This window comes from Streptomyces sp. NPDC016851, from assembly GCF_055562795.1.
Map to the genome: position 1 here is coordinate 12,596 of NZ_JBVHEP010000010.1, position 12,110 is coordinate 24,705.

The 12,110-nt window shown below is 72.3% G+C and carries 10 protein-coding genes; 7 read left to right on the forward strand and 3 right to left on the reverse strand.

The genetic code is table 11. The features are described from left to right. The first annotated feature begins 113 nt into the window (after positions 1-113). From ACZ3I3_RS17530 to ACZ3I3_RS17550, 5 genes are all read left to right on the forward strand, one after another. Positions 114-1,907, forward strand: coding sequence for an FAD-dependent oxidoreductase (locus ACZ3I3_RS17530; RefSeq protein WP_467365976.1), 1,794 nt, complete (start codon positions 114-116; stop codon positions 1,905-1,907). 79 nt (positions 1,908-1,986) lie between these two features. Beyond that, complete coding sequence (locus ACZ3I3_RS17535; protein WP_467365978.1) at positions 1,987-2,856, forward strand: intradiol ring-cleavage dioxygenase; 870 nt, start codon at positions 1,987-1,989, stop codon at positions 2,854-2,856. Beyond that, entirely contained in the window at positions 2,853-3,980 is a 1,128-nt protein-coding gene (locus tag ACZ3I3_RS17540) for a maleylacetate reductase (RefSeq protein WP_467365980.1), read from the forward strand. Before ACZ3I3_RS17535 ends, ACZ3I3_RS17540 begins: the two co-directional genes overlap by 4 nt. A 69-nt stretch (positions 3,981-4,049) precedes the next feature. Further along, on the forward strand, positions 4,050-4,886 hold the full coding sequence (locus tag ACZ3I3_RS17545; RefSeq protein WP_467365982.1) for an NAD(P)H-binding protein: 837 nt from the start codon (positions 4,050-4,052) through the stop codon (positions 4,884-4,886). 166 nt (positions 4,887-5,052) lie between these two features. Next, positions 5,053-5,967: a YceI family protein gene (locus ACZ3I3_RS17550; RefSeq protein ID WP_467365984.1), complete on the forward strand. Its 915-nt coding sequence runs from the start codon at positions 5,053-5,055 to the stop codon at positions 5,965-5,967. A 28-nt stretch (positions 5,968-5,995) separates the two neighbouring features. Here ACZ3I3_RS17550 and ACZ3I3_RS17555 read toward each other — a convergent pair whose 3' ends face one another. Beyond that, positions 5,996-6,649, reverse strand: a complete 654-nt coding sequence (locus tag ACZ3I3_RS17555; RefSeq protein WP_467365986.1) for a hypothetical protein — start codon at positions 6,647-6,649, stop codon at positions 5,996-5,998. 445 nt (positions 6,650-7,094) lie between these two features. On the opposite strand from ACZ3I3_RS17555, the gene fusA reads away from it, so the two are divergent. Together fusA and ACZ3I3_RS17565 are read left to right on the forward strand one after the other, a co-directional pair. After that, positions 7,095-9,137: an elongation factor G gene (gene fusA / locus ACZ3I3_RS17560; RefSeq protein ID WP_467365988.1), complete on the forward strand. Its 2,043-nt coding sequence runs from the start codon at positions 7,095-7,097 to the stop codon at positions 9,135-9,137. A gap of 107 nt (positions 9,138-9,244) precedes the next feature. After that, entirely contained in the window at positions 9,245-10,156 is a 912-nt protein-coding gene (locus ACZ3I3_RS17565) for an alpha/beta fold hydrolase (protein WP_467365990.1), read from the forward strand. 71 nt (positions 10,157-10,227) lie between these two features. Here ACZ3I3_RS17565 and ACZ3I3_RS17570 read toward each other — a convergent pair whose 3' ends face one another. Beyond that, the gene (locus tag ACZ3I3_RS17570) at positions 10,228-11,187 is read right to left on the reverse strand and encodes an ATP-binding protein (protein ID WP_467365992.1); all 960 of its coding nucleotides are present in this window, start codon (positions 11,185-11,187) and stop codon (positions 10,228-10,230) included. Between the two features lie 105 nt (positions 11,188-11,292). Next, entirely contained in the window at positions 11,293-12,078 is a 786-nt protein-coding gene (locus ACZ3I3_RS17575) for a DUF1963 domain-containing protein (protein ID WP_467365994.1), read from the reverse strand. Positions 12,079-12,110 lie beyond the last annotated feature (32 nt).

The window sequence follows — 12,110 nt, forward strand, 5'->3', positions numbered from 1 at the left end:
CGGGCAACAACGGGTCGCAACGGGCAGCAACCGCGGTGCCCGGCCGCCCCCTCGCTCACCCGCCGGGTGTCTCGTAATGAGACACCCGCGACCGGCCGAACCGCTCCATGATCATGGACCACCCCCGTCCTCCCTCCCCCAAGCCCGCAGGAGCGCCCGTGTCCGCCACCGTCGAGACCGACGTCCTGATCGTGGGCAGCGGCCCCGCCGGTGCCTCCGCCGCGCTCGCCCTGAGCACCTACGGCGTGCCCAACACCGTGGTGACCCGCTACGCGAGCCTCGCCGACACGCCCCGCGCGCACATCACCAACCAGCGCACCATGGAGGTGCTGCGCGACCTCGGTGTGGAACAGGACGTCGTCGCGCAGGCCACCCCGCAGCACCTGATGGGCAACACGACGTTCTGCACCAGCCTGGCGGGCGAGGAACTGGGCCGGGTGCGTTCCTGGGGCAACGACCCGCTCGTGCAGGCGGAACACGAACTCGCCAGCCCCACCCGCATGTGCGACATGCCGCAGCACCTCATGGAGCCGGTCCTCGTGAACGCGGCCGTCGCCCGCGGCACCCGGCTCCGCTTCCAGAACGAGTACCTCTCCCACACCCAGGACGCCGACGGCGTCACCGCCACCGTCCGCGACCGGCTGCGCGGGGACACGTACGAGATCCGCGCCAAGTACCTGATCGGCGCCGACGGCGGACGGTCCAGGGTCGCCGCGGACGCCGGGCTGCCGATGGGCGGCCAGATGGGCGTGGCCGGCAGCATCAACATCGTCTTCGAGGCGGATCTGGCCAAGTACACCGCCCACCGCCCGTCCACGCTCTACTGGGTCCTCGCGCCCGGTGCCACGGTCGGCGGCATCGGCGCGGGCCTGGTGCGCTGTGTCCGCCCCTGGACCGAGTGGCTGATCGTGTGGGGGTACGACGTCACCGCGGGCGCCCCGGACCTGACCACCGAGTACGCCGAATCCGTCGTGCGTAAGCTCGTCGGCGACGACGACATCCCCGTGACCATCAAGTCGTCCTCCGCGTGGACCGTCAACGAGATGTACGCGGAGAGCTACGCGAACGGCCGCGTCTTCTGCGCCGGCGACGCCGTGCACCGGCACCCCCCGTCCAACGGCCTCGGCTCCAACACCTCCATCCAGGACGCCTACAACCTGGCCTGGAAGCTCAAGCTCGTCCTCGACGGCACCGCCCACCCCAGGCTGCTCGACAGCTACACCGCCGAGCGCGCGCCCATCGGCCGGCAGATCGTCACCCGGGCCAACCGGTCCATCCGCGAGACCGCCCCGATCTTCGAAGCCCTCGACGGGCTCTCCCCGCAGAGCCCCGAGCAGCTGTGGGCCAACATCGCCGCGCGCAAGGACAACACCGAGGCCGCCGCGAAACAGCGCGTCGAGCTGCGGGAGGCGATCGCCTTCAAGGTGTACGAGTTCAACGCGCACGGCGTCGACCTCAACCAGCGCTATCCCGCCGAAAGCTCAGCCGCGATCGTCCCGGACGGCACGCCCGACCCGGGCTTCGCCCGCGACCCCGAGCTGTACCACCAGCCGTCCTCACGCCCCGGCGCCCGGCTCCCGCACGCCTGGATCACCTCCGGCTCCCGCACGCTCTCCACCCTCGACACCGTCGGCAGGGGCCGCTTCACCCTGCTCACCGGCATCGGGGGAGAGGACTGGGTGCGGGCCGCCACGGCTCAGGACATCCCGGTCGCCACCGTGGTGATCGGCCCGGGGCAGGAGTACGAGGACCCGTACGGCGACTGGGCGCGCCTGAGCGAGATCTCCGACGCGGGTGCCCTGCTCGTGCGCCCCGACGGGTTCGTCGCCTTCCGGCACGCGTCCGCCGCACCGGACGCCGGCGAACTGCTCACGGACGCGGTGCGGACCGTCCTCGGACACGCCTGAGCGAGCAATCACGGGAGGCACCGGGGCGCGCAATCATGGAAGCAAGGGCACCAGCGAACTTCGACGACGAGGAGCCGGGATGACCACCGACGCGACCGGGACCGGCGTCACCGAGCAGGCCCTCGCCAGCCTCCGGGGAACCGCCGACCCGCGGCTGCGCGAGCTGCTCACCGGCCTCGTCCGCCATCTGCACGACTTCGCGCGCGAGACCCGGCTGACCCAGGAGGAGTGGGAGCGGGCGATCGCCTTTCTGACGGCGACCGGGCAGGCCTGCACCGACACCCGGCAGGAGTTCATCCTGCTGTCGGACGTGCTCGGGCTGTCCATGCTCGTGGAGACCGTCAACGGCCACCGCGCGCCCGGCGCCACCGAGTCGACCGTGCTCGGCCCCTTCCACATGACCGAGTCCCCGGTGCGCGCCCTCGGCGACGACATCGATCTCGTGGGCGGCGGCGAACCGTGTGTGGTCAGCGGCCGGGTGCGGTCCGAGGACGGCACCCCGCTGCCCGGCGCCGTCGTCGACGTGTGGCAGGCCGACGACCAGGGCTTCTACGACGTCCAGCAGCCCGGCGTCCAGCCCGCCGGCAACGGACGCGGGCTGTTCACCGCCGACACCGAGGGCCGCTTCTGGTTCCGCACCTGCGTCCCGGCGCCGTACCCGATCCCCACCGACGGCCCGGTCGGCGGGCTGCTGCGCGCGACCGGGCGGCACCCCTACCGCCCCGCGCACATCCACTTCATCGCCACGGCCGAGGGACACACGCCCGTCACCACGCACATCTTCGTGGCCGGCGGCGACTACCTCGACTCGGACGCGGTGTTCGCCGTGAAGGAGAGCCTGGTCCAGGACTTCGCGGAGACCGACGACCCCTCCCTGGCCCGGGAGTTCGGCGTGCCGAACCCCTTCCGGCACGCCCGCTTCGACCTCGTCCTGGAGCGTGCCGCATGACGTTCCCGAGCTTCCAGAGCTTCGAGAGCTCCCCGAGCTTCCAGAGCGATTTCTCGTACGAGACCCGGCCCGTGCGGGTCGTCTTCCGGCCCGGCGCGGCCGTCACGGCGACACCCGGCGAGGCCGCGCGCCTGGGCCTGCGGCGGCTCCTCGTGGTCTGCGGCAGCCGGGGCGAAGCCGTCGCCCGGGCGGTCGCGGACGCGCTCGGCGACACGTGCGTCGGGGTCCACGCCGAGGCCCGGATGCACGTCCCCGTCGAGGACGCCGACCGGGCCGTGGCAGCGGTACGGGCGGCCGGGGCGGACGGCTGCGTCGCGGTCGGAGGCGGCTCCGCGATCGGCCTCGGCAAGGCGATCGCCCTGCGCACCGGACTGCCGCTGATCGCCGTGCCCTCGACCTACTCCGGTTCCGAGATGACACCCGTGTGGGGCCTGACCGAGCACGGCGCCAAGCGCACCGGCCGCGACCCGGTCGTCCAGCCCCGCAGCGTCGTCTACGACCCCCGGCTCACCCTCTCCCTGCCCATGCCGCTGACCGTGACCAGCGGCGTCAACGCGCTCGCGCACGCCGTCGAGGCGCTGTACGCCCCGGACACCTCGCCGCTGGTCTCGGTCATGGCCGAGGAGGGCGTCCGCGCCATGGCCGAGGCACTGCCACGCCTGGCCGCCGGCCCGGAGGACCTGGACGCGCGCAGCCGGGCGCTGTACGCGGCATGGCTGTGCGGCTCGTGCCTCGGCGCGACCACGATGGGGCTGCACCACAAGCTGTGCCACGTCCTCGGCGGCACGTACGGCCTGCCCCACGCCGAGACCCACACCGTGGTCCTGCCCTACGCCCTCGCCCACAACGCCCCCGCCGCACCGCAGGCGCTGGCCGTCCTGCGACGCGCCCTCGGCGCCGACGACCCGCCCCGCGCCCTGTGGGAACTGGCCGGGCGCCTCGGAGCCCCCCGCTCCCTCGCCCAACTAGGCCTCGCGGAAGGTGACGTGACACCGGCGGCGGCCCGGGTCGCGGGCGAGCCGTACGCGAACCCGCGCCCGGTGACGGCGGCAGGGGCCCGGGCCGTGCTGCGAGCGGCGTACGAGGGCGGCCCGCCGGAACCGCTGGAGACAACCACCCTTTAGCGGATGCAGAGTTGCGGACTCGCGGACTTGCGGACAGAAGCTGACCGCAAGGGTTTCTACGGTCGTGCCATGACACAGACGCAGAAGTTCCTTGTCACCGGCGCCACCGGAACCGTCGGCCGTCAGGTCGTCGCCGAACTGCTCGCCCGCGGGCACGAAGTCCGCGCCCTCACCCGGAACGCCGCGAAGGCGGATTTCCCCGCCGGTGTGGAGGTCGTCGAGGGCGACCTGACGCAACCCGACAGCCTGGCCCCGGCCTTGGAGGGGATCACCGGCCTCCACCTGATCACCTTCGGCGGTGCCGCCCTCACCCCGCTGGAGACCGGACCGCGCATCCTGGAGCTGGCCCGCTCGGCCGGCGTCCGCCGGATCACCGTGCTGCACGGCGGCGGACCCTCCTTGCTGGAGGACGCGGTACGGGCCGACGACGGTGTGGAGTGGACCGTGCTGATGCCGGTCGAGTTCATGGCCAACGCCCTGGAGTGGGCGGACGGGATCGCGGCCTCGGGCGAGGTGCGGGAGCCGTTCGTGGACCGGCTGAGTGCCATGGTCCACGAGGGCGACATCGGCGCCGTCGCCGCGGTGGCGCTCACGGAGGAGGGCCACGCAGGTCAGGAATATGTGATCACAGGCCCCGAGTTGCTCACCGTCGGCGACAAGGTGGAGACGATCGCCGCCGCCGTCGGCCGGAAGATCACCCTGGTCGAACTGACCGAGGAGCAGGCCGTCGAGCAGTGGCGGGCGGTGGGTCTCCCGGAGGATGTGATCGGTTTCCTGCTCGAGGCGTACGGCAACACCCCCGAGGTGGGCCGTACGGTCGTCGGCACCGTCGAGAAGGTCACCGGCCGCCCGGCCCGCACCTTCGCCCAGTGGGCGGCGGAACACGCGGACGCGTTCACGGCGTAAAGGCACGGCGGCCGTCTCCGGGACGGGTGTCTCGTAATGAGACACCCGTCCCGAAGACCGGTCCCGCAAGATCGGCAAGGGGGTGTGACCGCAGCATGGTGCGGCCGTCGGCGTGCGCGGAGAACCGCCGCCCGCACGGCCGTGCCACCGAAGAAAGGTGAACCACATGGCCCTCGCACTGCTCCGGCGCCGGTGGCTCAAGAACACCTCCGCCGCGGCGGCGGGCCTCGCCCTCCCCCTCCCCGCGGGCGCGGGCGCCGTAGCCCGCGAGGTCGTCGACCCGATGGGCACGCCCCTGGCGGCCGCGGACGTCACCGTCACCGCCCTGGACACCCACCGCGTCGCGGCCCGCGGCACGACCGACCCGTACGGCTACTTCCTCGCGGCGCTGCCGCCCGGCCGGTACAGCCTGCTCATCTCGGCGCAGGGCCTGCGTCCGCACCGCGAGACGATCGAGACGGGCCCGGGCGCCCCGACGGCCACCGAGCGCGTCTGGCTGCAGCCCGCCGAGGCGCTCCAGCTGCCGACGCCCGGCACCTGGCTCTTCGACCCGCCGCACACCGCGATCCGGTTCATCGCCAAGCACGTCGGCATGGCCCATGTCCACGGCCGCTTCGAACGCTTCGAGGGCGGCATCCGGATCGCCCAGGACATGACCGACTCCCAGGTGCACGTCCGCATCGACGCCTCCAGCATCACCACCGGCAACACCACCCGCGACAACCACCTGCGGTCCGCCGACTTCCTGGACGTCGAACGCTTCCCGCACATCGACTTCAGGAGCAGCCGCTTCGCCTACCGGGGCGGCAGCAAGTGGACGCTGCAGGGCTCCCTCACGATGCACGGCGTCAGTCGCTCGGTGGCCCTGGACACGACCTACCTCGGTACCGTGAACGGCGGCTACGGCCAGGAGTTGCGCTGCGCGGCCCTGGCGACGGCGGAACTGCACCGCGAGGACTACACGCTCAACTGGCGTTCCATGCTGGCCCGGGGCATCGCGGTGGTCGGCCCGACGGTCCAACTGGAGCTGGACGTCCAGGCGATGTACCGGACGCACGACACTCCTACTCCCCCGGAATAGAGGGGGAGCAGGGCGCGCGTCGTCGTCCTCAGCCGGTGATCCGGCCGTTGAATTCCGGGAACTCGAGGTCGAAGTTCTCGCTGTTCCGCTGAACGGTCACCACGATCTTCTTGCCGTACCTGGTCTCAAGGACGTGGTCGGCGTTCTTCGTGGTCGTCACCCCCGGTGCGAGCCGGCCCTCGAGCGGCTGCGACCCGTTCTCGAAGGCGGTGAACGAGGCCTCCCCGCCGTTGGTCGCTCCCTCGACGATGAGGGACAGGTCGTCCAGACGGGCCGGCTCCTTGCCGGAGTTCTGCAGCTTCAACGTGACCCGGAAGTCCGTGCTGCCGGGCTCCGGCGACTCCAGCAGATCCTCGTCGAAGGCGGTGAACACCTTCGCGCCGACCACGGTGACCTTCAGTCCGTCGGGCCATGTGTACGACTCGCCGAACTTCAGGTCCGTCGACTTGGCTGCCGTGTCGCTGTCGCTGTCGCTGTCGCTGTCAGCGCCGGCGTCCTGCGCGCAGTGCTCCATCCAGTCGGCCTGACTGAGCTTCTGGCTGGTGCAGTCGACGCTCTCCGGCTGACCGGCCGACGCCGAGGCCTTCGTCTGCGAGCCGGAGCTGTCACCGCCGTTGCCGCCGCATGCGGTCAGAGCGGCCAGAAGCACGGCGGCGGTAACCGTCGTCGAACGAATGCGCATGGGTCCCCCAAGGTTGAACGTCGGAACACCGTATAGCAGATGTGAGGGAAATGTGTGCATGCGTCAATCAGTGGTGCTACGACAGCGCCCGTATCGCACGCACGGCCTCCGGCCCGCCGGAAATTCCCTGGCCCCGTAACCCCCCGGCTCCCTACACTCACGCACGTACCCGCGCCGCCCACTACCAGGTGCCGGGCACCGCCGCGACGAACGAAGGGAGACGGACATGCGTGATCGCACCGCTGTCGCCGTCTCCCTGCCTCGCTACGAGGTGATCCTCGTGTCTTCGTCGCCCCGGTGTCCGCTGCGCGGCGGCACCGGCTGACCGGACGAACGCCCGGGTGTCCTTAGATGCTGACGTGACGTCAGGTCTGGGTGCCGACCTGCTCGTTTTGCCCGGTAATCGCGCTGCCCCTTTCCTGAACGCTTCGAAAGGCCCTGGGCCGTGCGCATCAACCGCAACCCGCTCGCCGTCGTCCGTAACCTCGGCATCCTCGCCCACGTCGACGCCGGCAAGACCACCGTCACCGAACGGATCTTGTTCGCCACCGGAACCACGCACAAGCGCGGCGAGGTCCACGACGGCACGACCGTCACCGACTTCGACCCGCAGGAGCGGGACCGGGGCATCACCATCTTCGCCGCGGCGGTGAGCTGCGCCTGGGACGGTCACCGGATCAACCTGATCGACACCCCGGGGCACGTCGACTTCGCCGACGAGGTGGAGCGTGCCCTGCGCGTGCTCGACGGTGCCGTGGCCGTGTTCGACGCGGTGGCCGGAGTGGAGCCGCAGAGCGAGTCGGTGTGGCGGCAGGCCGACCGGCACGGCGTGCCGAGGATCGCGTTCGTCAACAAGATGGACCGCGCCGGTGCCGACCTCGACGCGGCCGTCGCGTCGATCCGGGAACGGCTGCACCCGGCCCCGCTGGTCGTGCAGTTGCCCATCGGCTCGGAGGACGCCTTCACCGGCGTCGTCGACCTCGTACGCCTGCGCGCCCTGCGGTGGGCCGACGGTGACGTCGTCGAGGAGACGCCGGTGCCGGACGACCTGCGGGACGAGGCCCTCGCGCGCCGCCGGGCGCTGGAAGAGGCCGTGGCGGAACTCCATCCGGGCGCCCTGGAGGAGTTCTGCGACACGGGCACGCTCGGCGCGCGGACCCTGGCCTCGGCGCTGCGGGACCTGACCCGGGACGGCGACGGCGTGGTCGTGCTGTGCGGATCCGCGTACCGCAACCGGGGCGTGGAGCCGCTGCTCGACGCGGTGGTGGACTATCTGCCGTCGCCCCTGGACGTGCCGCCGGTGCGCGGCACCCACGAGGGCGAGGAACGGGAACGGCCCGCCGACCCGGCGGCTTTGCCGGTCGCCCTCGCCTTCAAGGTGCAGGCCACTCCGACAGGACGGCTGACCTACCTGCGGATCTACTCCGGGACGATCGAGAAGGGAGACACCCTGTGGGACGCGAGCGCGCGGCGCACCGAGCGCATCGGCCGCATCCTGCGCGTCCGGGCCGACCGGCACGCGCCGCTGGACCGGGCGGTCGCCGGGGACATCGTCGCCGTCGTCGGGCTCAAGTCGGCCCGCGCCGGCTCGACCCTGTGCGCGCCGGACGCCCCGCTCGTGCTGGAACCGCCGGGCGTGCCCGAGCCGGTGGTGTCGGTGGCGGTCGAGTCCCGCAGGGCCGGTGACACCGACCGGCTGGCGTCCGGACTGGCTCGGCTGACGGAGGAGGATCCCTCGCTGGTGGTGCGGACCGACCCGGAGACCGGGCAGACCGTGCTGTCGGGCATGGGTGAACTGCACCTGGAGGTGGCGGTGGAGAAGCTCCGGCGCGAGCTGGGGCTCGAGGTCAACGTCGGCCGCCCCCGGGTCAGTTACCGCGAGACCGTCGCCCGGGGTGTGTCCGGTCTGGTCTACCGGCACGTCAAACAGGACGGCGGGGCGGGGCAGTTCGCCCATGTCGTCCTCGACGTGGAGCCGTACGAGGAGGGAGGGTTCGCGTTCCGCTCGGCCGTCGTCGGCGGACGCGTGCCGCAGGAGTACGTCCGGGCGGTCGAGGCCGGCTGCCGCGACGCTCTCGCCGAGGGGCCGCTCGGCGGGCATCCGGTGACCGGCCTGCGCGTCACGCTCACCGACGGTGCGACCCATGTGAAGGACTCCTCGGACACGGCGTTCCGCACGGCCGGCCGGCTCGGCCTCCGCGAGGCCCTGCGCACCTGCGCGATGGCCTTGCTGGAGCCGGTCGTCGAGGTCACGGTGACCGTGCCCGAGGACGCGGTGGGCGGCGTGCTCGGCGACCTCGCCGCCCGGCGCGGCCGGGTGACCGGCTCGGTCACCCGCGCGGGCGCGGCGGTCGTCACGGCCACCGTGCCGCTGGCCGAACTCTTCGGCTACGCGACCCGGTTGCGCAGCCGCACCCAGGGCCGCGGCACCTTCACGGCCCGGCCCACCGGCTACGCGCCGGCGCCGGTCGCGACGCCGGCGCGGTAGCACCGTAGGGCGGCGGCCCCTCCCCTGGACCGGAAGGGGAGGGGCCTGGCCGCCCTGCCGACGGATATCCGGTTGCCCCGGCCTTCGCCTCCTGTCAGCCTCACGCCATGCCCACCTTCACCGCTCCCGACGGCACCACCCTCGTCCACCACGTGACGGGGGACGGACCGCCCGTGGTCTGTCTCCCCGGTGGCCCGATGCAGGACTCGGTCTACCTCGGGGACCTGGGCGGGCTGACCGCCCACCGCAGTCTGGTCCGGCTGGACCTCCGGGGTACCGGCAGTTCGGCTGTGCCGGGGGACACGGCGTCCTACCGCTGTGACCGGCAGGTCGACGACGTCGAGGCGCTGCGGCAGGAGCTGGGGCTGGAGCGGCTGGATCTGCTCGCGCACTCCGCCGGTGCGAATCTCGCCGCGCTGTACACGGCCCGCCATCCGGACCGGGTGGGCCGGCTCGCCCTGATCACGCCCAGCGTCTTCGCCGTCGGCCTCGGCATCACCGCCGAGGACCGCCTGGAGACGGCACGCCTGCGCCGGGACGAACCGTGGTTCGCCCCGGCGTACGCGTCCCTGGAGACCATCACGGCCGGCCGGGCGACGGCCGGCGACTGGGACGCCGTCGCCCCGTTCTGGTACGGCCGGTGGGACGACGAGGCCCGGGCCTTCCGCGCGGCGGAGCAGCGACAGCGCAACGACGAAGCCGCCGCACGCTACGCCTCCGACGGTGCCTTCGACCCCGATGCCACCCGGAACGCCCTTGCCGCGTTTGCCTCACCGGTGCTCGTCCTCGCCGGGGAGTACGACGTGGCCGCGCCCGCGCGCGTGATGAAGGAGTACGCGGGGCTGTTCCCGAGGGCCGAACTGGTCGTGCAGAGCGGGGCGGGGCACTTTCCGTGGCTGGAGGATCGGGGGCGGTTCGTGACGGCCGTGGCAACCTTCCTGGGCGATGGCGATGGCGATGGCGATGGCGATGGCGATGGCGATGGCAATGAGGATGGGCGTGCTGTCAGCAGTCCCTGAACTCCGGTGACTGGTTCAGGATCCATGGGGGAGTGTCGTCCTGTCCGGTCGGGGATGGCGGCCGGAGGGTGTCAGGTGGTGGACGGGGCGCCCGGGACGTAGTCCGGGTCGACCTGGGCGGCCAGGTCCTCGCCGGTGCGGGCGTCCGCCCACGCTCGGGCGTTGCGCAGGTGGAACTCGACGGCGTGGCGGTGGAGACGGTCCCAGGCGCGGGGGTGGGAGTCGACGGCCTCGCGGAGGATCGTGAGGGCGTGGCGGTTGTGGGGCTCGAGGGAGTCGAGCGCGTCCGGGCCGGCCTCGACGCGGCCCTGTTCGGCCGCGCGGACCCAGGGGGAGTGGACCAGGTAGGCCAGGAGGTCGTCCCCTACCTGTTCCTTGAGGAAGAGGAGGTCGTCCTCGCCGGTCACCTTGTTGCCGATGACCGCGACGCGGATGCCGAACTGTTCCGCGTGGTCGCGGTACTGGCGGTAGACGGAGACGCCCTTGCGGGTGGGTTCCGCCACCAGGAAGGTGATGTCGAAGCGGGTGAACAGGCCCGAGGCGAAGGCGTCCGCGCCCGCCGTCATGTCGACCACGACGTATTCGCCGGGACCGTCGGCCAGGTGGCCGAGGTACAGCTCGACCGCACCGAGCTTGGAGTGGTAGCAGGCCACCCCCAGGTCGGACTCGTCGAACTCGCCCGTGACCATCAGCGGGACGCCGCCCGCGCTGCCGACGTGCCGCGCGTGGAGCTCGTCGTCTCCCAGCGGACGCAGCAGACGGGAGCCGCGACCGGGCGGCGTCGTCTTGATCATCGCCTCGGGGGAGGTGATGCGCGGGTTGGTGCCGCGCAGGTAGTTCTTGATCTCGGGCAGGTGCGCGCCCAGGGGAGGGGCGGCCTCCTCCTCGCCGCCCAGCGCCTCGGCCAGGTGCTGGTTGATGTCGCCGTCGATGGCGAGGACCGGTGCGCCGGAGCGCGCCAGGTGGCGGGAGAAGAGCGCCGACAGGGTGGTCTTGCCGCTGCCGCCCTTGCCGACGAACGCGACCCTCACGACCGCCCCACCTTTTTGAAAATGGATGTCATGTGATGGAGTTTTAGGGAGTGATCGTCGGTGCTGTCAAATCGTTCTGCGTGTCCCGCGGAACCACCATGGGGGTCAGAAGGCGTCGACGTACACGTACAGCCGGTCGAAGCGCAGGGCGGCCAGGTCGGCGCGGCGGATCACCCAGTGGAAGAGGCCCGACTCCAGCTCCTCGCAATCATCATCACCGCGCCAGGTGGCCAGCAGCGTCCACTCGTCGCCGTCCCCGGCGGGCAGCGGCACTTCGTCCCGGGCCACTTCGACCGGATCCCAGTTGAACAGGACCGGCTCACCGCCGAGCTGGAAGCGCCAGCGAGGGCGCCAGCCGACCACGTGAGACCAGGCGGACTCCAGCTCGGCGGCCCGCTGCGACTCCTCGTCGTCGTCCTCGTCGCGCCACGGCCACGACCACTGGTGGAAGCAGAAGTCCAGGCGCGCCCGGCGGTAGGCGCCCGGCTCCTCCTCCGGGTCGAGCGGTTGCTCCGGCAACAGGGTCCCGGCCGGCATGTAGCGCACGGCGTCGGCGATCACCGCCCCGCTGCCCGGATCGGGGTCGGCGAAGAACAGCAGCAGGCCCTCGGCCGGCAGCGGCAGATCCGTCGCCCCGGGCGGCAGGGCCGCGCAGTCGACGGCCGCGACGAACGAAGCCGCCGGCGCCGGGGTACCCTCCGCCGCAGGCGGATTCCCGCCGGTCAGCGCCACCACCGGGCCGGGGCCGTCCTCGGCGAGATAGATCGCCGGGCGGGCGGTGCGGATGTACGCCTCCACCTCGGCGGCCGGAATTCCCCGCGCGGCTGCCTCCGCACGGAAGCGGGCAGCCCTCGCCGCGGGGGATTCGTCAACGATCTCCGTGTCGGTCATGGGCCGACCCTACGGCCCGTCACTCGGTCCGC

Excerpts from the sequence above, each read along its gene's own strand:
- ACZ3I3_RS17530 (WP_467365976.1), top strand. The coding sequence starts at position 114 with ATGGACCACCCCCGTCCTCCCTCCCCCAAGCCCGCAGGAGCGCCCGTG.
- ACZ3I3_RS17535 (WP_467365978.1), top strand. The coding sequence starts at position 1,987 with ATGACCACCGACGCGACCGGGACCGGCGTCACCGAGCAGGCCCTCGCC.
- ACZ3I3_RS17540 (WP_467365980.1), top strand. The coding sequence starts at position 2,853 with ATGACGTTCCCGAGCTTCCAGAGCTTCGAGAGCTCCCCGAGCTTCCAG.
- ACZ3I3_RS17545 (WP_467365982.1), top strand. The coding sequence starts at position 4,050 with ATGACACAGACGCAGAAGTTCCTTGTCACCGGCGCCACCGGAACCGTC.
- ACZ3I3_RS17550 (WP_467365984.1), top strand. The coding sequence starts at position 5,053 with ATGGCCCTCGCACTGCTCCGGCGCCGGTGGCTCAAGAACACCTCCGCC.
- ACZ3I3_RS17555 (WP_467365986.1), bottom strand. The coding sequence starts at position 6,649 with ATGCGCATTCGTTCGACGACGGTTACCGCCGCCGTGCTTCTGGCCGCT.
- ACZ3I3_RS17565 (WP_467365990.1), top strand. The coding sequence starts at position 9,245 with ATGCCCACCTTCACCGCTCCCGACGGCACCACCCTCGTCCACCACGTG.
- ACZ3I3_RS17575 (WP_467365994.1), bottom strand. The coding sequence starts at position 12,078 with ATGACCGACACGGAGATCGTTGACGAATCCCCCGCGGCGAGGGCTGCC.